The sequence below is a fragment of the Actinoplanes nipponensis genome (assembly GCF_016862275.1).
Taxonomy (GTDB): Bacteria; Actinomycetota; Actinomycetes; order Mycobacteriales; family Micromonosporaceae; genus Actinoplanes; species Actinoplanes nipponensis.
This window is the reverse complement of the sequence record NZ_BOMQ01000097.1, coordinates 1-21,272: the sequence shown is the minus strand read 5'-3', so window position 1 is coordinate 21,272 and position 21,272 is coordinate 1. Positions and strand designations below refer to the sequence as shown.

At 74.5% G+C, this 21,272-nt stretch carries 19 protein-coding genes; 9 read left to right on the top strand and 10 right to left on the bottom strand.

The window, feature by feature from the left end:
- Positions 1-3: 3 nt before the first annotated feature.
- Positions 4-306: a helix-turn-helix transcriptional regulator gene (locus tag Ani05nite_RS38610; RefSeq protein ID WP_203776764.1), complete on the bottom strand. Its 303-nt coding sequence runs from the start codon at positions 304-306 to the stop codon at positions 4-6.
- Positions 307-370: 64 nt separating this feature from the next.
- Between Ani05nite_RS38610 and map the strand changes: the two genes are divergently transcribed.
- Together map and Ani05nite_RS38600 are read left to right on the top strand one after the other, a co-directional pair.
- Positions 371-1,153: a type I methionyl aminopeptidase gene (map, locus tag Ani05nite_RS38605; RefSeq protein ID WP_203776763.1), complete on the top strand. Its 783-nt coding sequence runs from the start codon at positions 371-373 to the stop codon at positions 1,151-1,153.
- Between the two features lie 157 nt (positions 1,154-1,310).
- Positions 1,311-1,763, top strand: a complete 453-nt coding sequence (locus Ani05nite_RS38600; protein WP_203776762.1) for a DoxX family protein — start codon at positions 1,311-1,313, stop codon at positions 1,761-1,763.
- A 28-nt stretch (positions 1,764-1,791) separates the two neighbouring features.
- On the opposite strand, the gene Ani05nite_RS38595 is transcribed toward Ani05nite_RS38600, so the two are convergent.
- Positions 1,792-2,397 (bottom strand): class I SAM-dependent methyltransferase, encoded by a 606-nt coding sequence (locus Ani05nite_RS38595; protein ID WP_203776761.1) that lies wholly within the window; start codon positions 2,395-2,397, stop codon positions 1,792-1,794.
- Positions 2,398-2,407: 10 nt separating this feature from the next.
- Positions 2,408-3,559 (bottom strand): acyl-CoA dehydrogenase family protein, encoded by a 1,152-nt coding sequence (locus tag Ani05nite_RS38590; protein ID WP_239131054.1) that lies wholly within the window; start codon positions 3,557-3,559, stop codon positions 2,408-2,410.
- Between the two features lie 44 nt (positions 3,560-3,603).
- Here Ani05nite_RS38590 and Ani05nite_RS38585 point away from each other — a divergent pair, with 44 nt between their 5' ends.
- Positions 3,604-6,540 (top strand): glycine--tRNA ligase, encoded by a 2,937-nt coding sequence (locus Ani05nite_RS38585; RefSeq protein WP_203776760.1) that lies wholly within the window; start codon positions 3,604-3,606, stop codon positions 6,538-6,540.
- 11 nt (positions 6,541-6,551) lie between these two features.
- On the opposite strand, the gene Ani05nite_RS38580 is transcribed toward Ani05nite_RS38585, so the two are convergent.
- Both Ani05nite_RS38580 and Ani05nite_RS38575 read right to left on the bottom strand, forming a co-directional pair.
- Positions 6,552-7,289, bottom strand: coding sequence for a DUF6392 family protein (locus tag Ani05nite_RS38580; protein ID WP_203776759.1), 738 nt, complete (start codon positions 7,287-7,289; stop codon positions 6,552-6,554).
- A gap of 185 nt (positions 7,290-7,474) precedes the next feature.
- Entirely contained in the window at positions 7,475-8,620 is a 1,146-nt protein-coding gene (locus tag Ani05nite_RS38575) for a hypothetical protein (protein ID WP_203776757.1), read from the bottom strand.
- 150 nt (positions 8,621-8,770) lie between these two features.
- Between Ani05nite_RS38575 and Ani05nite_RS38570 the strand changes: the two genes are divergently transcribed.
- A complete protein-coding gene (locus tag Ani05nite_RS38570) occupies positions 8,771-9,889 on the top strand; it encodes a glycerophosphodiester phosphodiesterase (RefSeq protein ID WP_239131053.1) in 1,119 nt (372 codons plus the stop codon).
- Here the strand turns inward: Ani05nite_RS38570 and Ani05nite_RS38565 are convergent, their stop codons facing one another.
- The 3 genes from Ani05nite_RS38565 to Ani05nite_RS38555 form a co-directional block, all read right to left on the bottom strand.
- Positions 9,890-12,100 carry a helix-turn-helix domain-containing protein gene (locus tag Ani05nite_RS38565; RefSeq protein ID WP_203776753.1) on the bottom strand — a complete coding sequence of 737 codons (2,211 nt, stop codon included), beginning with the start codon at positions 12,098-12,100 and terminating at the stop codon, positions 9,890-9,892.
- Positions 12,101-12,193: 93 nt separating this feature from the next.
- Entirely contained in the window at positions 12,194-13,687 is a 1,494-nt protein-coding gene (gene glpK / locus Ani05nite_RS38560) for a glycerol kinase GlpK (protein ID WP_203776751.1), read from the bottom strand.
- Between the two features lie 20 nt (positions 13,688-13,707).
- Positions 13,708-14,463 carry an IclR family transcriptional regulator gene (locus tag Ani05nite_RS38555; protein WP_203776749.1) on the bottom strand — a complete coding sequence of 252 codons (756 nt, stop codon included), beginning with the start codon at positions 14,461-14,463 and terminating at the stop codon, positions 13,708-13,710.
- Positions 14,464-14,589: 126 nt separating this feature from the next.
- Between Ani05nite_RS38555 and Ani05nite_RS38550 the strand changes: the two genes are divergently transcribed.
- From Ani05nite_RS38550 to Ani05nite_RS38540, 3 genes are read left to right on the top strand one after another with little or no spacing between them, the layout of a single operon-like run.
- The gene (locus Ani05nite_RS38550) at positions 14,590-15,429 is read left to right on the top strand and encodes an MIP/aquaporin family protein (protein WP_203776748.1); all 840 of its coding nucleotides are present in this window, start codon (positions 14,590-14,592) and stop codon (positions 15,427-15,429) included.
- The gene (glpK, locus tag Ani05nite_RS38545; protein ID WP_203776746.1) at positions 15,422-16,939 is read left to right on the top strand and encodes a glycerol kinase GlpK; all 1,518 of its coding nucleotides are present in this window, start codon (positions 15,422-15,424) and stop codon (positions 16,937-16,939) included. The genes Ani05nite_RS38550 and glpK (Ani05nite_RS38545) overlap by 8 nt, the downstream gene beginning before the upstream one ends.
- Positions 16,932-18,638, top strand: coding sequence for a glycerol-3-phosphate dehydrogenase/oxidase (locus Ani05nite_RS38540; RefSeq protein WP_203776745.1), 1,707 nt, complete (start codon positions 16,932-16,934; stop codon positions 18,636-18,638). Before glpK (Ani05nite_RS38545) ends, Ani05nite_RS38540 begins: the two co-directional genes overlap by 8 nt.
- A gap of 65 nt (positions 18,639-18,703) precedes the next feature.
- Here the strand turns inward: Ani05nite_RS38540 and Ani05nite_RS38535 are convergent, their stop codons facing one another.
- Positions 18,704-19,216: an SbtR family transcriptional regulator gene (locus Ani05nite_RS38535; protein WP_203776744.1), complete on the bottom strand. Its 513-nt coding sequence runs from the start codon at positions 19,214-19,216 to the stop codon at positions 18,704-18,706.
- A gap of 75 nt (positions 19,217-19,291) precedes the next feature.
- Here Ani05nite_RS38535 and Ani05nite_RS38530 point away from each other — a divergent pair, with 75 nt between their 5' ends.
- On the top strand, positions 19,292-19,702 hold the full coding sequence (locus tag Ani05nite_RS38530; RefSeq protein WP_203776743.1) for a nuclear transport factor 2 family protein: 411 nt from the start codon (positions 19,292-19,294) through the stop codon (positions 19,700-19,702).
- Positions 19,703-19,705: 3 nt separating this feature from the next.
- Here Ani05nite_RS38530 and Ani05nite_RS38525 read toward each other — a convergent pair whose 3' ends face one another.
- Complete coding sequence (locus Ani05nite_RS38525) at positions 19,706-20,395, bottom strand: hypothetical protein (RefSeq protein ID WP_203776742.1); 690 nt, start codon at positions 20,393-20,395, stop codon at positions 19,706-19,708.
- Positions 20,396-20,567: 172 nt separating this feature from the next.
- On the opposite strand from Ani05nite_RS38525, the gene Ani05nite_RS38520 reads away from it, so the two are divergent.
- Complete coding sequence (locus Ani05nite_RS38520; RefSeq protein ID WP_203776741.1) at positions 20,568-21,098, top strand: RNA polymerase sigma factor; 531 nt, start codon at positions 20,568-20,570, stop codon at positions 21,096-21,098.
- Positions 21,099-21,272: the final 174 nt, after the last annotated feature.

The window sequence follows — 21,272 nt, the reverse complement described above, 5'->3', positions numbered from 1 at the left end:
GCCTCACGAGGCCAGCCGCTCGCCCGCGCGGGGACCCGGTCCGGCCAGGGCGGTCCCGCCCTCCGGCCGGTTGATCTCCGACCACACCGCGTCCAGGGAGAGGCCGAGGACCTGGGCGATCGCCGCGATGGTGGGGAAGGCCGGGGTGGCCACGCGGCCCGTCTCGATCTTGCGGAGGGTCTCCGGGGAGACGCCGGCGTGCAGCGCGGTCTCCAGCATCGAGCGCTCTCCCCGGGCCAGCCGCAGGAGGGCGCCGAGGCGCTGCCCGCGTTCGACCTCGGCGGGACTGAGCGGCAACCTGACCATGATCCCGATTCTAGTACCGGGATAATATGGCCGGGATAGTTATTGGACGCTGGAAAGGCGCCGCATGATCGAGATCTTGGAGCTCACCGACCTGCCCCGGGCCAAGGAGACGGGCGTCCTGGTCGCCGACATCCTGCAGGCGCTCAGGAGCCGCTGCGCGGTGGGTACGAACCTGCTGGACATCGACCGGTGGGCCGCCACCATGATCGTCGAGGCCGGCGCGCTGTCCTGCTACGTCGACTACGAGCCGTCCTTCGGCCGCGGCCCGTTCGGCCACTACATCTGCACCTCGGTGAACGACGCCGTGCTGCACGGGCTGCCGCACGACTACGCGCTCGCCGACGGCGACCTGCTCTCCCTCGACCTGGCCGTCTCCCTCGGCGGGATCGTCGCGGACTCGGCCATCAGCTTCGTGGTGGGCGACGCCCGGCCCCCGGAGAGCCTGGCCCTGATCGACGCGACCGAGCGCGCCCTGAGCGCCGGGATCGCCGCGGCCGGGCCGGGCGCCCGCATCGGCGACCTCTCGCATGCCATCGGCGCGGTCCTCAGCGCGGCCGGCTACTCGATCAACACGGAGTTCGGCGGCCACGGCGTCGGATCGACCATGCATCAGGACCCCCACATCTCCAACACGGGCCGTCCCGGCCGGGGCTACCGGCTGCGCCCCGGGCTGCTGCTGGCCCTGGAACCCTGGGTCATGGCCGACACCGACCGGCTCGTGACCGATGCCGACGGCTGGACCCTGCGCAGCGCGACCGGCTGCCGGACGGCGCACAGCGAGCACACGATCGCCATCACCGGCGACGGCGCCGAGATCCTCACCCGGCCCAGCCGGACCCGCCCGTGAGGTGAGCCGCCGTCGCCCGCGCTGCCGCGGGGGCGCGGCCCGGGCCGGCCGCGTCCCGCAGGATGGGAGCGCTCCCAGATATTGACGGGCTTCATTGCCTTCCGACCCGGGGCTCCCTAGTCTGCAAGCACCTCCCCTCTCCCGCGAAGGAGACCCCATGTCCCTGCAACGCTTCGAGGCCCCGGTGTGGGCGCTGTTCCGCATCGTGGTGGGCCTGCTGTTCCTCTGCCACGGGCTGGCCTCCGTCTTCGGCGTCCTCGGCGGCAACCGCGGATCGGGCCACGCCATCGAGGCGGGCACCTGGCCCGGCTGGTACGCCGGCGTGATCCAGCTGGTCTGCGGCGCCCTGGTCATGGTCGGCCTGGTCACCCGGCCCGCGGCGCTGCTGGCGTCCGGCTCGATGGCCTACGCCTACTTCGTCGTCCACCAGCCGGAGGGCGTGCTGCCCATCCAGAACGGCGGGGTCACCCCGGCGCTCTACGCCTGGGCCTTCGTCACGATCGCGGTGTTCGGCGCCGGCCGGTGGTCGCTCGACGCGCTGCTGGCCCGCCGCCGGGACCCGGCCCGTACCCCCGGCGCCGACCGGGTCCTCACGCCGAGCCGCCGATAGTCGGCCACCGGCCGGCCCGCGGCGTGCCCTACTCGCCGGCGTCCCGGCGCAGGACGTCCAGCCGGAACCACTCGTCCTCGTGCTGGATCACCCGCGCCAGCCCGGGCCGGCCGGCGAGCGCCTCGTGCACCGCCGCCCCGTCGTAGGTGCCGCCGGTCAGCCGGTCGCGGAAGTGCACCGCCACGAGGTCGCCGCCCGGCTCCAGCCGCTGGACCAGCCCGTCCAGCAGCTCCTCCAGGTCGGCGGCGGACAGGTAGTAGAGCAGGTCACCGATCACGATCAGGTCGAAGGTGGCCGCCGGCAGGTCCGCGGGCAGCATCGCGGTTTCCACCCGTACGTGGGAGAGGTCCCGGAGCTCCGCCCGGGCCGTGCCGACGGCCTCGGCCACGCAGTCGACGGCCAGGACCTCGTCGCACCGCGCGGCGAGCCCACGGGTCAGCATGCCGATCGAGCAGCCCGGCTCGTACGCGCTGCGGTACCGCTCGCGCGGCAGGCTGGCCAGGGTGACCGCGTACTTGCGCCGGTTGTGCCAGCTCGTGGCGTTGTCCCAGGGGTCGGTCTTGGCCAGGTAGAGGCCGATGAAGTGCTCCTGGGAAGCCGTGGCCCGCGGGGGCCCGGCCGCTGCGTCCGTCACGCCGAGGACCCTAGACGAACGCGCTGAGCCCGGTCACCGCCCGCCCCACGATCATCGTGTTGATCTCGCGGGTGCCCTCGTACGAGTACAGCGCCTCGGCGTCGGCCACGAACCGGCCGATGTCGTAGTCCAGCACGATGCCGTTGCCGGCCAGGATCTCCCGGGCCCAGCCGACCACCTCGCGCATCCGGGTCGTGGTGTACGCCTTGGCCAGCGCCGAGTGCTCGTCGCGGAACTCGCCCGCGTCCTGCAGCTGGGTCAGCCGCACCACCAGGCCCAGCGACGAGGTCACGTTGCCCAGCATGCGCACCAGCAGGTCCTGGACCAGCTGGAACGAGCCGATCGGGCGGCCGAACTGCTCGCGCTCCTTGGCGTAGGCCAGAGCGATCTCGTACGCCGCCAGCATGACCCCGACCGCCTGCCAGGCCACCCCGCTGCGGGTCTGCCGCAGGATCTTGGCGGTGTCCTTGAAGGTGTGCGCCTCCTGCAGCCGGTCGGCCTCCGGGACCACGCAGTCGGTGAGCGTGATGTCGGCGTTCTGCACGATCCGCAGGGCGATCTTGTTCTCGATCTTGGTGGCGGTGAAGCCGGGCGTGTCCTTGCCGACCACGAAGCCCTTCACCTGGTTGTCGGCGAGGTCGCGGGCCCACACCACGGTCAGGTCGGCGAAGGTGGCGTTGCCGATCCACCGCTTCTGGCCGTTGAGCACCCAGTGGTCGCCGTCGCGGCGGGCCGTGGTGCGCAGGCCCGCGGCCACGTCCGAGCCACCGGTCGGCTCGGTCAGCGCGAAGGCGCCGATCTGCTCGAAGCCGGCCATCGCGGGCAGCCAGCGCTCCCGCTGCTCGGGCGAGCCGCAGGTCTCGATGCTGCCCATCGCCAGCCCGGCGTGCACACCGAAGAAGGTGGCCATCGAGGCGTCCGCGTGCGCCATCTCCATCGCCAGCCAGCCGGAGAGCAGGTTCGAGCGCTTGCGCCCGGCCAGGCCCAGGTCGGCGAAGCCCTTGATCAGGGCGAACGGGAACTCGGCGCGGGCCCAGTGGTCGTTCGCGATCGGGACGACCTCGGCGGCCAGGAAGGCGCGGACCCGTTCGGCGACGGCGGCCTCCTCGGCGTCCAGCAGGTCCTGGAAACGGTACAGATCTCCTACCAGCAGCTCCGACATTGCCCGGGTATACCCAGGTGACGGCCTCACTAGACTGTGACGCCATGCTCACCATGCAGGACGCCCTCGCCCGCCTCACCGCGTACTGGACCGATCAGGGTTGCCTGGTCGTGCAGCCGATGAACACCGAGGTCGGCGCCGGGACCCTGAACCCGGCCACCTTCCTGCGGGTGCTCGGCCCGGAGCCGTGGCGGGTCGTCTACGTCGAGCCGTCCGTGCGCCCCGACGACTCGCGCTACGGCGAGAACCCGAACCGGCTGCAGACCCACACCCAGCTCCAGGTGGTCCTCAAGCCCGACCCCGGCAACCCGCAGGAGCTGTACCTGGGCAGCCTGTCGGCGCTGGGCATCGACGTGGCCGCGCACGACGTGCGGTTCGTCGAGGACAACTGGGCCTCCCCCGCGCTGGGCGCCTGGGGCCTGGGCTGGGAGGTGTGGCTGGACGGGCTGGAGATCACCCAGTTCACCTACTTCCAGCAGGCCGGCGGCCTCAACCTCGACCCGCCGTCGGTGGAGATCACCTACGGCATCGAGCGGATCATCATGGCGCTGCAGGGCGTCACCCACTTCAAGGACATCGAGTACGCCCGCGGCGTCAGCTACGGCGAGGTGTTCGGCCAGGCCGAGTACGAGATGTCGCGCTACTACCTCGACGACGCCGACGTGGCCACCAACCGCCGCCTGCTCGACCTGTACGCGGCCGAGGCCCAGCGGCTCATCGACGCCGGCCTGCCGGTGCCGGCCCACACGTACGTGCTGAAGTGCTCGCACGCGTTCAACGTGCTCGACTCGCGAGGCGCGGTCTCCACGGCCGACCGGGCCGCCGAGTTCGCCCGGATGCGCCGCCTGGCCGGCGAGGTGGCCCGGCTCTGGCTGGCCCGCCGCGACGAGCTGGGGCACCCGCTCGGGCTGGTCGCGCCGCTGCCGCCGGCCGCCGCGTTCGACGCGGGCGCGGCCGGCGACGCCCCCCGGACGCTGGTCCTCGAGGTCGGCACCGAGGAGATGCCGCCGAGCGAGGCCCGCTCCGCCGCGGCGTACGTGCGCCGGGAGCTCACCGAGCGGCTGGGCGGCACCCGGCTGGCCCACGGCGACGTCCGCGTGCACGCCACCCCGCGCCGGCTGATCGCGGTGGTGACCGAGGTGGCCGCCCGCGAGCCGGACCACGAGCGCACGGTCAAGGGGCCGAAGGTGGGCGCGCCGGAGAAGGCGGTCGCCGGGTTCGCGCGCTCCCAGGGCGTACCGGTCGAGACGCTGGAGACCGCCGAGGTCGGCGGCGTGCCGCACCTGGTCGTGCGCCGGCCCGAGGTGGGCCGCGCCGCGCCGGCGGTGCTGGCCGACGTGCTGGCGAAGGTGGTCGGCGGCCTGCGCTCGGCGAAGAACATGCGCTGGAACGACCCGCAGCTGTCCTTCACCCGGCCGATCCGCTGGCTGGTCGCGCTCTGGGGCGACGAGGTCGTCCCGCTCGCCGTGTCGTCGCTGCTGGCCGGGCGCGAGACCCGGGTGCTGCGCACGGCCGAGCGGCCGGTGCTGGCGGTGGCCTCGGCCGAGACGTTCATGGAGACGCTGGCCGTCAACGGCGTCGTCGCCGACGCCGAGGACCGCCGCGAGCTGATCGTCACCGGCGCGCAGGACCTGGTCTGGGACACCGGGCGGATCGACGTGGCCGGCGAGGCCGCGCTGATCGACCAGATCACCTACCTGGTGGAGCAGCCGACGCCGCTGCTGGGCACCTTCGACGAGCGGTATCTGGAGCTGCCGGCCGCGGTGCTCACGACGGTGATGCGCAAGCACCAGCGCTACCTGCCGGTCCGCGCCGCCGACGGCACGCTGCTGCCGATGTTCGTGACGGTCGCCAACGGCCCGGTCGACGTCGAGCTGGTCCGCGCCGGCAACGAGGCGGTGCTGCGCGCCCGCTACGAGGACGCGGCGTTCTTCTACCGGGCCGACCGGCAGACCCCGCTCGCGGCGATGCGGGACAAGCTGGGGCAGCTCACCTTCACCGACAAGCTGGGCTCGATGGCCGACCGGGCCGGACGGATCGCCGCGCTGGCGGCCGAGCTGGCCCCGCGGCCGTCGGCCACCCTGGAGCGCGCCGCGCAGCTGGTCAAGGTCGACCTGGGCTCGCAGCTGGTCACCGAGATGACCAGCCTGGCCGGGGTCATGGCCCGCGACTACGCGCGCAACGCCGGCGAGACCGAGGCGGTCGCGCAGGCGGTCTACGAGGCCGAGCTGCCGCGCAGCGCCGGCGACGACCTGCCGGCCTCGCTGCCGGGCGCGCTGCTGTCGCTGGCCGACCGGCTGGACCTGGTGGCCGGGCTGGCGGCGACGGTCGGGCTGCCGACCGGCAGCAGCGACCCGTTCGCGGTACGCCGGGCCGTGCTGGGCCTGCTCGCCGTGCACCGGGCCCACCCGGAGCTGTCCGGCGTCGACCTCACCGCCGGGCTGGCCGCCGCGGGCGCGCTGCAGCCGGTCGACGTGCCGGCCGCGGTGCTGGCCGACGCCGGCGCCTTCCTGGCCGGGCGCCTCGAGCAGGTGCTGACCGAGGAGGGTCACCCGGTGGACCGGGTCCGTGCGGTGCTGCCGCACGCCGGCCGGCCGGCGTTCGCCGATCTGCTGCTGGCCCAGCTGGGCCGGCTGATCGCCGACCCGGGGTTCCGGGCGCTGGCCGAGGCGATCCAGCGGGCCCGGCGGATCGTGCCCGACGGCACCGCGGCGGGGTACGACCCGGCGCTGCTCAAGGAGCCGGCCGAGGTGAGTCTGCACGAGACGGTCCGGGCGGTCCGGGCCGGGCTGCCGGCGGACACCGACCTCAGTGGCTTCACCGCGCTCGCGGGACCGCTCACCACGCCGGTCACCGTGTTCTTCGACGAGGTCTTCGTGATGGCGGACGACCCGGCGCTGCGCGCGGCGCGGCTGGGACTGCTCGCCACCGTCCGCGACCTGGGGGCCGGCCTGCTGGACTGGCCGCAGCTGCGGCTCTGACCACGCCCGGGTCAGGCGGCCCGGGGCCGCCGGTCGGGCCGGGTGAGGGTGATCCGCTCCAGCCGTTCACCGTCCACGCCGTACTGGGCGTGCAGCGCGAAACCGGCGAGCACCCACCGGTCCCACGGGCCGTAGTCGCCCAGGTAGCGGTCGCGGTACGGGTCACCCTGCTCGCCGGGCCGGCCCAGCGTCGCCCACAGGCTGCTGCGGCGCGGGTCGCTGCCCGCCCCGCCCGGGATCTCCCCCTGGAACGGGGCGAAGCCGTCGTCGCCGTGGAAGTGCAGGAACACGGTGGTGACCATGCCGTGGGCGTCGGCGGCCAGCTCCACCCCGGCGTCGCGGGACAGGTACGACCGGGACAGCCCGGAGCCGACCGCCTCGCCGGAGCGCGGGATGAGGCCGTACTCGCGGCAGATCTGCTGGACCCGCGCCTCCAGGACGGTGCGGCCGAGCAGCGTGGTGAGGTCGCTGCGCGCGGCGGGCCGGACCGCGGGAGCGGCGGCCGGCGCGTCGACGGGTGCGGCGGCCGGCGGCGCGGGTGCGGGGGCCGGCGGGGCCAGGGGCGAGGTGGGCAGGCCGACCGGGTCGAGGTTGGACCGGCGGACCGGTGCGGGTTCGAACAGCGGCTCGTGGGAGCCGCCGGGGCGCGGGCCGGGCTTGGTGCCGTACCGGTCCTCGGGCCGGGCCGGGCGGGTCGCGCCCGCGCCGGCGGGCCGGTGCTGATCAGAGTGACGCTCCGGAAATCCCATGGTGACACTCCACGAAGGCTTTTCACTGTGAGCGTTCGGACCACCACCGTAAGCCGATCTTCGACCCCGCTCAAGGGGACGAAGAGGCGGTGGACCGGACCTTCCGGACGACCACGGCAGACATCCGGCTTTGCTGGACAAGACGTTCCCCCGACCGCCCCGGATACACGTGCCGGATCGGGTGATCAGAGAACGCGCAGCACCCCGTCGGCCAGGACGTGCCCCGCGCGGACCGCGACCGGCAGACCCGGCGCCCGCAGCCAGCCCTCCTCGCAGCTGTCGTCCCAGGCCACGATGCCCGCCGCCAGGTCCTCCGCGCGGCCGTCGGCGCCGCTGATCAGCGCGTGGGCCAGGGACAGGAACGCGCCCTGGCTCGTGCCCGCGTGCTCCGCCGCCAGCGCGGCCATGCCGGCGGCGAGCGCACCGCCCCGCTCCGGGAAGAGCGCGGCCAGGCAGGCCAGCACCAGGCGGATCCGCGGCGGTTCGTCATCCCAGCGGGTGACCAGCGCGGCCACCTGGTCGCCGACCGCGGCGTGCACCTCGGGCGCCCACGGCCCCGGTCGCGGCTCCGCGCCGGTCACCTCGGCCGTCCCGGCGTCGGCGACCAGGTCGGCGAGCAGGCCGTCGGCGGCGACGAGCAGCCAGACGTACAGGTCCAGGCGCCGGCCGGCCGGCAGCGCCCCGGACCGGATCAGCCGGGTGAGGAACGGCAGGGCCGCCGCCGTGGCCGGGTAGCAGGTGCCCTGGTGCAGCAGGTTGTCGCCGAAGAGCTCGTCGAGCGTGTCGTCCCAGTCGCCGTCCGGGTCGGCCAGGGCGAGCAGCAGGTCCGGGATGTCCTCGGCCGGGCCGTGCGCGTGGCTGAGCTCGGCCCAGCGCACGTCCCGCAGGCCGGGAAGGGCGATCTCCCCGTCGGCGGCGGTGTCCGGGACCAGCGGCAGCGGCGCCGACGGCGGCGCCGGCGCCAGCACGATCTCGGGCACCGGCGGCCGGGCGCCGGGGTTTTCCCGGGTCACGGCGGCGGTCCGCCTGTCCCGCAGGGTTTGCAGCATCGCCGGATCGCACCGCGTGCCCCCGTCGGCGCGCACACCGTGGGCGCGGACCACGGCCGCCGCCGCGTCGGCCACCGCCTCGATCTGCCGGTGACCCACGGCGTCGACCGGGTAGGGGCCCTCGTCCCAGGCGGTCACCGTCCAGCCCGGGCCCAGGCGCGCCGGGTCGGCGGTGACCTTCGCGAACCCGTACGCGCACAGTGCCCCGGCCGCGGCGGTCGCGCTAGGCTCATCGTCCGCCGTGAATTGATGCGTGCCGGCCATCGCCGTCCAGGTCGCCATGATCGGGGAGTGTGCCACGCCCCGCCGGTGAGCCTTACCGCGGCGTTGGCCCGGCCGCCACCGTCACTTCGCCTGCCGGACGGACTGATCGCCTGGACTCGGCGGCGGGAGGCCCGGCGACGGTCGCCGGCCGATCCGATGGAGGAAACCGTGGCAGATCGCCGTCAGGTGCTGCGCCTGGGCGTGCTGACCGCCGCCGTCCCGACCGTGCTGGGGCCGGCCGCGACCCCGGCCCTCGCGACCGTCGAGCACGGCGGGTCCGGCGGCCGCCGGCGCCCGCTGGTCGTCGGGCACCGGGGCGCGTCCGGCTACCGGCCGGAGCACACCCTGGCCTCGTACGAACTGGCCGCCCGGATGGGCGCCGACTACATCGAGCCCGACCTGGTCATCACCAGGGACGGGGTGCTGGTCGCCCGGCACGAGCCGGAGATCGGCGGCACCACCGACGTCGCGTCGCGGCCGGAGTTCGCCGGCCGCCGCCGCACGGTGCCGGTCGACGGGGTGCCGGTGACCGGCTGGTTCACCCACGACTTCACCCTGGCCGAGCTCAAGACGCTGCGGGCCGTCGAGCGCATCCCGCAGCTGCGCCAGCACAACACCCTCTACAACGGGCTGTTCGAGGTGCCGACCTTCCAGGAGGTGCTGGACCTGCGCCGGCGGCTGAGCCGGGAGCTGGGCCGCGAGATCGGCGTGTTCCCGGAGACCAAGCACCCCACGTTCTTCCGCGGGCTGGGGCTGGAGCTGGAGGCGCCGCTGGTGCGCGCGCTGCGGCGCAACGGCCTGGACCGGGCCGACGCCAAGGTCTTCGTGCAGTCCTTCGAGGCCAAAAACCTGATCGCGCTGCGCGCCGACTACCGGCTGCGGGCCCCGCTGGTGTTCCTGAGCAGTGCCACCGGCGGGCCGTTCGGCGACACCAGGAGCTACGCCGACTACCTGACGCCCGCCGGCCTGCGGGAGCTGTCCCGCTACGCCGACGGCATCGGCCCGGACAAGGCGCAGGTGATCCCGCGCCGGGCCGACGACACCCTGGGCACGCCGACGAGCCTGGTCGCCGACGCGCACGCGGCCGGTCTCAAGGTCATCCCGTACACCTTCCGGGCGGAGAACCAGTTCCTGCCGGCGGACTACCGGACCGGCGCCGACCCGGCGGCCTACGGCCGGGCGATCGACGAGCAGGTCACCTTCCTGCGGACCGGGCTGGACGGGTTGTTCACCGACCAGCCGGACATCGGCGTGCTCGCCCGCGAGGCGGCCCGCGCGCGGGTCTGACTAGGACAGCCGGCGGGCCAGCTCGGTGCGCGAGCGCACGCCGAGCCGGGCGAAGACGTTGCGCAGATGATGGTCGATCGTGCGGGGGCTGAGGAACAGCTGCTGGGCGATCTCCCGGTTGGTGGCCCCGTCGGCCACCAGCCGGGCGATCCGCTCCTGCTGGGCGGTCAGCTCGCGGGCCCCGGCCGGGTCCGGCGGTACGGGCGCCCCGGCCGCCCGCAGCTCCACATCGGCCTGCGCCGCCCACGGCTCGGCCCGCAGCAGCCGGAACGTCTCCACCGCGCTGCGCAGATGCTCCCGGGCCGCACCGGGCCGTCGGCGGCGCCGCAGGTCCCGCCCGAACAGCAGCTCGGTGTGGGCCCGGGCGAAGTCGGCGTCGCCGCGGCCGTGCTGGCGCAGCGCCTCCCGGAAGTGCTCCTCGGCGGTCTGCGGCTCGGCCGCGCGCAGCGCCCGGCACCGCGCGCGCAGGGCCAGCCAGGCCGGCTGCCCGGTCCCGGCGGTCCACCGGTCGAACGGCTCGAACGCCCGGTCCAGCGCCGCCGCGTGCGGGTCGCGCCCGGCCGCGGGGGTCGGCGGGTCACAGCGCCAGACCGCCTCGACCAGGTGCGGGGTGGCCGCCACCTGCACGATCAGGTTGCCGCGGCCGGACGCGGCCACCACCAGGGCGCCGAGCCGGGCCACGGTCGCCCGCGGCCGGTCCTCGACCAGGTCCAGCAACGCCAGCGCCCACTGGCACAGCGCCCGGGCCTCGCCGGGGCCCTGGGCGGTGTCGTGGGCGCCGGCCTCGCGGATCCGCAACACGCAGCTCTCCCGGTCACCCACCAGCGCGGCGAGCACCGCGAGGACGCCGAGGTGGCTCTGGGCCAGGGCCGGCTGGCCGGTGGCCCGGGCCAGCGCCGCGCCCTCGGTAGCGGCGGCGGTGGCGGCCTCGTGGTGCCCGGCGGCGAGCCCGGCGAACGCGGCCATCTCCAGCCCCTGCGGCACCAGCGTGACCTCGCCGCGGTCACGGGCCAGGGCGACCGCCCGCCCGGCCAGCGCGCGGGCCCGGGGATCGTCGCCGACCAGCACGGCGGCCCCGGCCGCCCGGATCAGGGCGGCGGGCTCGTCGACGCGGGCGGCGAGCCGCAGGACGTCGCGCAGGCGGGCGAAGGCGGTCGCGTGGTCGCCCGCGTACATGCCGGCCAGGCCGGCGACCTGCTGGAAGGCGAGCGCGACGGGGGGCGCCTCGTCGCCGCGGCGCAGCGCCAGGGCGCGCCGGGCGACCTCGCCGTAGCGGCCGTGCTCGCCGGCCAGGTGCACCGCCTCGCCGGCCAGCAGCAGGGCCTCGAGCGCGGCGGGCACGTCGTGCGGGACCAGGTGCGCGGCGGCGTCGAGCAGGATGTCCCGGGCGGCGACCGGGTCGCCCTCACGCAGCTCCATCTCCCCGGCCAGCCCCCGGGCCCGGGCCCGGACCTCCGGACGCCGGCTGACCCGGCGCAGCAGCAGCCCGGCCTGCTGGCGCTCGCCGGCCAGCCAGGCCTGCCGGGCCGCGGCGACCAGCGAGCCCGCCGCGGCGGCCGGGTCGGTGGTCAGCTCGGCGGCCTGGCGGTAGGCGGCCGCGGCCGTCCGGGGCGGTCCCTCAGCCGCCGCGGCGCGCAGCTCGCGGGAGAGCGTCTCGTCGGCTCCCCCGGCCGCGGCGGCGCGGTGCACGAGGGCGCGCAGCCGCTCCCCGCGCCGGTCCAGCACCCGGGCGAGCAGCTCGTGCGCCGAGCGCCGGCCGGCCAGCGGAGCGTCGTAGTAGACGATCGCGCGCAGTACCGAGGGCGTGAACTGCACCGCGCCGGCGGTGACCGCGACCAGCCCGGCCCGCTCGGCCGGCGCCAGGTCCTCGGCGGCGCCGGCGGCCAGCAACTCGCCGGGGGCCAGGTCGGGGTCGGTGGCGGCGAGCAGCAGCGCGCAGCGGGTGCGCGCGGGCAGCACGGCCAGGGCGGCCCGGCAGCGGCGCCCGAGCGGGCCGTCGGGCAGGGTGCAGGGCGGCGGCTGGGCGCCGCGGATCTGCTCGGCGGTCAGCGCGCCGGCCACCTCGCGCAGGACGCCCGCGTCTCCCCCGGCCAGGCCGAGCACGGCCGCGGCGATCTCCGCCGGCAGGCCCGGGACCAGGCGGGCCAGCTCGGTGCGCAGCGGCGCGTCGTCCCGCCCGGCGGCCCGGCCGTAGCGGAAGGCTTCTTGCACTATTGGTGCAATTACCATGCGACACAGTGTCGGCCGCCCCGGCCCGCGGGGGCAAGACCGGGGATTTCATCGATGTGTCAAAAGTGTTACCGGTCAGGCCGGCTTGATCCAGTCGAAGGTGCGCTCCACCGCGCGCCGCCAGTTGTCGTACTCGCGGTCGCGCCCGCCCGGGTCCATCGCCGGCATCCACTGCGCCGCCCGGTGCCAGTTGCGCCGCAGGTCGCCGAGGCCCGGCCAGTGCCCGACGGCCAGCCCGGCCGCGTAGGCCGCGCCCAGCGACACCGTCTCGCTGGCCAGCGGGCGCACCACGGGCACGTCCAGCACGTCGGCGATGAACTGCATCAGCAGGTTGTCGGCGGTCATCCCGCCGTCCACCTTGAGGGTGGTCAGGGCCAGGCCCGAGTCGGCGTTCATCGCGTCGACCACCTCGCGGGTCTGCCAGGCCGTCGCCTCCAGCACCGCCCGGGCCAGGTGCCCCTTGGTGATGTACGAGGTCAGCCCCACGATCACCCCGCGCGCCTCGCTGCGCCAGTGCGGGGCGTACAGCCCGGAGAAGGCCGGGACGATGTAACAGCCGCCGTTGTCGCTGACCGTCCGGGCCAGCGTCTCGATCTCGGGCGCGCTGGTGATCAGCTCCAACTGGTCCCGGAACCACTGCACCAGCGAGCCGGTGATCGCGATCGAGCCCTCCAGGGCGTACTGGGCCGGTTCTCCGGCGATCTGGTACGCCACCGTGCTGAGCAGCCCGTGCGTCGAGCGGACCAGCTCCGTGCCCGTGTTGAGCAGCAGGAAGCTGCCGGTGCCGTACGTGCATTTCGCCTCGCCCGGGGTGAAGCAGGTCTGCCCGAACAGGGCGGCCTGCTGGTCGCCCAGCGCCGCGCCGATCCGCACCCCGGGGAACGCCGCGGTGGCCGTGCCGAACACCCCGACCGACGGGCGCACCTCGGGCAGCATGGCCATCGGCACCCCGAAGAAGTCGCACGCCTCGGCCGACCAGCGCAGGGTGCGCACGTCCAGCAGCATGGTCCGGCTGGCGTTGGTCACGTCGGTCACGTGCAGCCCGCCGGTCAGGTTCCAGATCAGCCAGGTCTCCATCGTGCCGAACAGCACCTCGCCGCGTTCGGCGCGCTCGCGCAGCCCCGGGGTGTGGTCCAGGATCCAGGTCAGCCGCGGCCCGGAGAAGTACGTGGCCAGCGGCAGCCCGCTGCGGTGCTGCACCTGCTCCGCGCCGGGCGCCGCCAGCAATGTGCTGACCAGCGTGTCGGTCCGGGTGTCCTGCCACACCACGGCCCGGCCGACCGGCGCCCCGGTGCGCCGGTCCCAGAGCACGGTGGTCTCCCGCTGGTTGGCGATGCCGACGGCGGCGACCTGGTCGGTGGTGATCCCGGCCCGGCTCAGCGCCTGCGGGGCGAGCCGTTCCACGTTGCGCCAGATCTCCGCCGCGTCGTGCTCGACCCAGCCGGGCCGGGGGAAGTACTGCTTGTGCTCCTGCTGGGCCAGGGAGACGAGCTGGCCGCGCCGGTCGAACACGATGCACCGGGTCGACGTGGTGCCCTGGTCGATCGCGATGACGTAGCGCTCGGTCATGGTGGACTCCCCCTGCGGGTTCAATGCCGGGCGGCCCCGAGGTCCCGGGAGACCGCGCGGGCGGCGTCGCGGACGTAGCCGACCAGCCGTGGATGCGGCCGGTACCTGGTGTCGCAGATCCGTTCGACGAGCCCCGAGACGCCGATCGCGCCGACCACCAGGCCGCCGTACCCCCGGATCGGCGCGGCGATCGCCGCCTGCCCGGGGGTGAGCTCCTCGATCTCGGCCGCCCAGCCGGCCGCGCGCACCTCGTCGAGGGCGGCGGCCAGCTCGCGCGGCGAGACCACCGTGCGCCGGGTGAACCGCTCCAGCTCCCCCACCGGCCCGGCCGACCGGTACGCGAGCAGCACCTTGCCCAGGGCGGTGGCGTGCAGCGGCAGCAGCGTGCCGATGTCGAGCGTCTGGAACGTGTCGTCGGGCCGGAAGACGTGGTGCACGACCAGCACGCGTCCCTCCAGGACGGTGCCGATCCGGACGGCCTCGCCGCTGCGCGCGGCCAGCGGGTCGGCCCAGTTGATCGAGCGGGAGCGCAGCTCGTTGATGTCGAGGTAGCTGGTGCCCAGGTGCAGCAGGGCCGCCCCGAGCTGGTAGCGGCCCGACACCCGGTCCTGTTCGACGAAGCCGACGCCCTGCAGCGTGCGCAGGATGCCGTGGGTGGTGCCCTTGGCGAGATCGAGGGACCGGGCGATCTCGCCCAGGCCCAGCCGGCCCGTGCCACCGGCGAGCATCCGCAGGATCGCGGCCGCTCGCTCGATGGACTGCACCGTCCCGGGCATGGTTCGGATGCTAGGCCACCCGTAACGGCATGGTCACGGTCAGCGTTCGACAATGCCGAATGGCGTTCATTGCCGCGCCGGGTGGCCGTCCCTAGCGTCTGAGCACATCAGAACCCTGGAGGGCACATGGCAGCACGACTGAAGATTCCGGGAATGCTCGGCGAGCTCGCCGCCGAGTTCGCCGGGACCATGATCCTCATCCTGTTCGGTGTCGGCGTCGTCGCGCAGGTCGCGGGCGGCGGCATCGGCGACCACGACAGCATCGCCTGGTCCTGGGGGCTGGGCGTCATGCTCGGCGTCTACGTGGCGGGCCGGATCAGCGGCGCGCACCTCAACCCCGCCGTCACCATCGCGCTCGCGGTCTTCAAGGGCTTCGCGTGGCGCAAGGTGGCCCCGTACTCGATCGCGCAGTTCCTCGGCGCCTTCGTCGCCGCCCTGCTGGTGCGGTGGAACTACACCGAGGTGCTGCACGCGGCGGACCCGAACCTGACCATCAAGACCCAGGGCGTCTTCTCCACCCTGCCGGGCAACGGGGCGTTGCCGGTCGGCGAGTGGGGCGCGTTCCGGGACCAGGTGATCGGCACCGCCATCCTGCTGTTCCTCATCCTGGCGATCACCGACGCCGCCAGCACCCCGCCGGGCGCCAACATGGCGCCGTTCGTCATCGGCCTGATCGTGGTCGCGATCGGCATGGCCTGGGGCACCAACGCCGGCTACGCGATCAACCCGGCGCGTGACTTCGGGCCGCGACTCGCCAGCTTCTTCACCGGATACGGTGGCGCGTTCCGGGACCAGACGGGTTATCTGTACTTCTGGATCCCGATCGTCGGTCCCATCGTCGGCGGGATCCTGGGCGCCGGGCTCTACCAGGGTCTCGTCGGCCGGTTCCTGCCGTCCGCCGAACCCCCCGAGCCGGGCCGGCTCCCGACCCCAGAACCCGAACGCGTGGAGGCAAACCGTGGCTGACTTCGTCGGTGCCGTCGATCAGGGCACCACCAGCACCCGCTTCATGATCTTCGATCACGGCGGCAACGAGGTCGGCCGTCACCAGCTCGAGCACGAGCAGATCCTGCCGCAGGCCGGCTGGGTCGAGCACAACCCGATCGAGATCTGGGACCGCACGGTCTCGGTGATCCGGACCGCCATGCAGAAGGCCAACCTGCAGGCCAGTGACCTGGCGGCGCTGGGCATCACGAACCAGCGGGAGACCACGGTGGTGTGGGACCGGCGCACCGGGCGGCCGTACTACAACGCGATCGTCTGGCAGGACACCCGCACCGACCGGATCGCCTCGGCGCTGGACCGCGACGGCCGCGGCGACGTGATCCGGCGCAAGGCCGGGCTGCCGCCGGCCACGTACTTCTCCGGCGGCAAGATCCAGTGGATCCTGGAGAACGTCGACGGCGTCCGGGAGGCGGCCGAGCGCGGCGACGCCATCTTCGGCAACACCGACAGCTGGCTGCTCTGGAACCTGACCGGCGGGGTCGACGGCGGCAACCACATCACCGACGTGACCAACGCCAGCCGCACCATGCTGATGGACCTGGAGAGCCTGCAGTGGGACGACGAGCTGCTGTCGTTCTTCGGTATCCCGCGGCAGATGCTGCCGGAGATCCGGCCGTCGTCGGACCCCAACACCTACGGCATGGCCCACGCGCCCGGCCCGCTGGGCGGCGACGTCCCGCTCACCGGCGACCTGGGCGACCAGCAGGCCGCCATGTTCGGCCAGGTCTGCTTCGCCCCCGGCGAGGCCAAGAACACCTACGGCACGGGCAACTTCATGCTGCTCAACACCGGCACGGAGCTGGTCCGCTCGAACAACGGCCTGCTCACCACCGTGTGCTACAAGTTCGGCGACTCCGCCCCGGTGTACGCCCTGGAGGGCTCGATCGCGGTGACCGGCTCGGCCGTGCAGTGGCTGCGCGACCAGCTGCACGTCATCAACTCCGCGGACGAGAGCGAGACCCTGGCCCGCTCGGTGCCGGACTCCGGCGGGGTGTACTTCGTGCCGGCGTTCTCCGGGCTGTTCGCGCCGTACTGGCGCTCGGACGCCCGCGGCGCGATCGTCGGGCTGTCGCGGTTCAACACCGACGCCCACCTGGCCCGGGCCACCCTGGAGTCGATCTGCTACCAGAGCCGCGACGTGGTCGAGGCGATGGAGCAGGACTCGGGGGTGCGGCTGGACGTGCTCAAGGTGGACGGCGGCATCACGATCAACAACCTGTGCATGCAGATCCAGGCGGACGTGCTGGGCGTGCCGGTGAGCCGGCCGGTGGTGGCCGAGACGACCGCGCTGGGCGCCGCGTACGCCGCCGGGCTCGCGGTCGGTTTCTGGAAGAACACCGACGAGCTGCGGGAGAACTGGAACGAATCGCAGCGCTGGCAGCCGTCCTGGACGGACGACCAGCGCGAGAAGGGGTACGGCCAGTGGAAGAAGGCCGTCCAGCGCACTCTCGATTGGGTCGACGTTGACTGACACGACGCTCTCCCCGCACGGCCGGGAGGCGGCCCTGACCGCCCTGGCCGGCGACGAGGTCGACGTGCTCGTCGTCGGTGGCGGGGTCGTGGGCGCCGGTTGCGCCCTCGACGCCGCCACCCGCGGCCTGTCCGTCGGCCTGCTGGAGGCGCGCGACTTCGCCTCGGGCACGTCCAGCCGGTCCAGCAAGCTCATCCACGGCGGCCTGCGCTACCTGGAGATGCTGGACTTCGGCCTGGTCCGCGAGGCCCTGCGGGAGCGCGGCCTCATCCTGACCCGGCTGGCGCCGCACCTGGCCCGGCCGGTGCCGTTCCTCTACCCGCTGCAGCACCGCGGCTGGGAGCGCCTGTACGCCGGCGCCGGGGTGCTGCTCTACGACACGATGGCCGCGGCCGCCCCCGGCCTGCCCCGGCACCGGCACCTGTCGCGCCGGGGCGCGCTGCGGGCCGGCCCGGCGTTGCGCCGCGACGCGCTGGTCGGCGCGTTGCAGTACTACGACGCGCAGCTCGACGACGCCCGGCACACCATGTTCCTGGCCCGCACGGCCGCCGCGTACGGCGCGCACGTCGCCTCGCGGGCCAAGGTGGTCGGCTTCCTGCGCGAGGGCGAGCGGGTCACCGGCGTCCGGGTGCACGACCTGGAACACGACCGCACCTTCGAGGTACGCGCCCAGCAGGTCATCAACGCCACCGGGGTGTGGACCGACGACACCCAGGCGCTGGTCGGCGAGCGCGGGCAGTTCCACGTGCGCGCCTCCAAGGGCATCCACCTGGTGGTGCCCCGCGACCGGATCCAGTCCTCGACCGGGCTGATCAGCCGCACCCCGACCAGCGTGCTGTTCATCATCCCGTGGGGCCGGCACTGGATCATCGGCACCACGGACACCGACTGGGCGCTGGACAAGGCGCACCCGGCCGCGTCCAGCACCGACATCGACTACCTGCTCGACCTGGTCAACAAGGTGCTGGCCACCCCGCTGACCAGGACGGACGTGCAGGGCGTGTACGCCGGGCTGCGCCCGCTGCTGTCCGGGGAGTCGGAGTCGACCTCCAAGCTGTCCCGCGAGCACACCGTGGCCAGCCCGCAGGCGGGGTTGGTCGTGGTGGCGGGCGGCAAGTACACGACGTACCGGGTGATGGCCAAGGACGCGGTGGACGCCGCGGTGCACGGGCTGGGCCGTTCGGTGCCCCGCTCCTGCACGGAGCGGGTGCCGCTGCTGGGCGCGGACGGCTACCCGGCCCTGTGGAACCGGCGCCGGCTGCTGGCCGAGGAGTCCGGCCTGCACGTCGCCCGGATCGAGCACCTGCTGGGTCGCTACGGCGCCCTGGCGCACGAGGTGCTGGACCTGATCGCCGCCGACAAGGACCTGGCCGGCCCGGTCGAGGGCGCGGAGGACTACCTGCGGGCGGAGTTCGCGTACGCGGCCAGCCACGAGGGCGCCCGGCACCTGGAGGACGCGCTCACCCGGCGTACCCGGATCTCGATCGAGACGTTCGACCGCGGGATCGCGGCGGCGCCGGTGGCCGCGGAGCTGATGGGCGCGGTGCTGGGCTGGACGGACGAACAGCGCGACCGGGAGATCGAGCACTACCGGCTGCGGGTGGCGGCCGAACGCGCCTCGCAGGAGCAGCCGGACGACGAGACGGCGGACGCGGCCCGGCTGGGCGCGCCGGACGTGGTGCCGCTGCGGGTGCGCTGACCGGCCGGTCCCCGGGTGCGGCCCGCCGGGCGCATCCGCGGGACCGCCGGTCGCCGCCGGCACCGTCAGGCGGCCAGGCCGGCGAAGACCACGGCCAGGGTCCGGGCCTGCAGGTCCTCGTCCCAGCCGCCGTGCAGGGCGCCCTGGCAGACGCTCACCAGCAGCGCCATCACCTCGGGCCGCTGCACGTCACGGCGTACGGTTCCCGCGGCCTGGGCCTGGCGCAGCAGCTCGCCCACGGCGTCGCCGAGCCGGCCGACCGCCTCCGGGACGTCGACGCCGGCCAGGCCGACCACCGTGCGCCGGGCCGCCGCCCGGGCGACCAGCCGGGTGAAGAACGTGTGCAGGCCGTCCGCCCCGCCGAGCGCCGCCGCGTCCTCGGCCAGCCGGGCCAGCAGGCGCTTGAGGATCGCCGTCAGCAGGTCGTCCTTGGCCGGGAAGTGCCGGAAGACCGTGCCGATGGCGACCCCGGCCCGGCGGGCCACCTCCTCGGTGGACGCCGCCGCGCCGTGCCGGGCGAAGACCTCCTCGGCGGCGTCGAGGATGCGTTCCCGGTTGCGCTGCGCGTCCGCCCGCACGCGGCCTCCTAGCAAAATGAGTCCAGACTCACTATATTAAGTCGAGTCGGTACTCAGCTTATCCGGGAGGCAGCCATGGATCCCCGTGAGGTCTTCGCGCGCATGCGGGCGCACTGGATCGCCAACGAGACCACGTTCGACGAGGACTCGCTCACCGCCGACGTGGTGCTGGAGATGCCGTTCGCGGCGCCCGGGCGGCCGGCCCGGATCGCCGGCCGCGACGCGGTCCTGGCCTTCGTCCGGGCCGGCCACGCGGACCTGCCGTTCCGCTTCGACGACTGCCGGACCCGGGCCGTGCACGACACCGCCGACCCGGCGACCATCGTCGTGGAGTACGAGCTGGCCGCGACGATGACCGCGACGGGGGTGTCCGCCGCGGCCCCGTTCATCGGCGTGCTCACCGTCCGGGAGGGACGGATCGCGCGGTGGCGCGAGTACCAGAATCCGCTCGCGGTCGCCTGGGCGCTCCAGGCCGCGGCGTCCTGAGGGCTAGCCTCCGGAGACCACGGCGGCCCGCCCGACGGCCACCGGTGCCAGGTCGCGCACCACGGCCTCGTGCCCGTCCGCGGTCTCCCAGCCGGTGTCGGCCACGACCACCAGCGCGCGCCCGGTGCGGGCCACCACCACGTAGGTGTCCTTGTCGGTGTCGGCGTAGTCGATGTGCTCCCGGTGGCGCAGCAGCACGGACTCGTCGCCGGCCACTCCGGTGGCCAGCACCGCCCAGCCGGGTCCGCAGCCGGCCACGGCCCGGCGCAGCTGGCGCAGGTACCGGTGGGCCCCGTCGGCGGCGTAGATCGCGACGTCGTTGACGACGACCGTCGGGCGGTCGTCCACGCCGATCATCGCCTGAACCGCCCGGTCCGCGCGCCGCAGCCGGGCGGACGGGTACGGACCGCAGGGCTGCGGCGGCTGCAGCGCCGCCCAGTAGTCGTCGGTGACCGCCGTGGTCCCGGCCCCACCCAGGTCGGCCGGCTGGAGCAGCGCCGAAGCGGGAACGGTGCGCGGGGCCGCCCGGTGGTGCGCGACCGGGCTGAGCGCCGCGGGCCGGGAGGCGTCGGACGCGACCGGGGCCGCCCCGGCGGACGGCGCGCCCGTGGCGACGAGCGCCCCGGAGAGCGCCGCGGCGACGGCCAGCCGGAGGGCGGTGCGGCGACGGGACGGTGTGGTGACTGCAGGCATGACGAGCTCCGTTTCTCGGTGGACTGATGCTTGGTTCGTCCACCGGCCGGGCGCGCTGGTTCACGGCTGTCGGTCACGCGACTTGTCCGTTTTCACGGAAGTGGCATGGGTCGTTCACTCTGAGCCACCCCGTGCGGATGCATACCGAGCACCGAGAGGACGGCATCACGCCATGCCGAAACCGGACCTCGACCACCTGGCCACCATCGCCGCCGCCGGCGACATCGGCGCCCTCAACGTGCTGCTCGTGACGGTCCGCCCCGAGGTGCTGCGGGTGTGCGCGCGGCTGCTGCCCAACCGCGAGGACGCCGAGGAGGCGTGCCAGGACACGCTGTTGGCGGTCGCCCGTGGCCTGCCCCGCTTCGAGGGCCGCAGCGCGTTCCGCACGTGGATGTACCGCCTGGCCATGAACCGGGCCCGCTCGGCGTACCGCCGGTCCGGGCCGGCCGGCCCCACCGCCGGCGCCGACGGGCTGGCCGACGTGGCGGACCCACGCCGGGTCAGCGTGGTCGCCACGACCCGGCTGGACCTCATCGACGCCCTGGCCCGGCTGCGCCCGGAGCTGGCCGAGGCGGTGGCGCTGTGCGACGTGCTCGGCCTGAGCTACGCCGAGATCGCGGTCCTGCACCACGTGCCGGAGGGCACCGTGAAGTCCCGGATCCACCAGGCCCGGCGGGAACTGCGCAAGCTGCTGACAGCCTGACGGGGCCACCGCGAGCGGTGACCCCGTCAACGACAGTGCTCAGTGCCGGTCGGCCGGTCGGCCGGTCAGCCGTTCAGCGAGCAGGTGGCGAACTTCTCCAGGCCCTCGGGCCGCGGCGCGTTGCGGCCGATGGCCGTCTCGATCCGGTTCAGGGTCGCCACGCGCTTGTCGGCC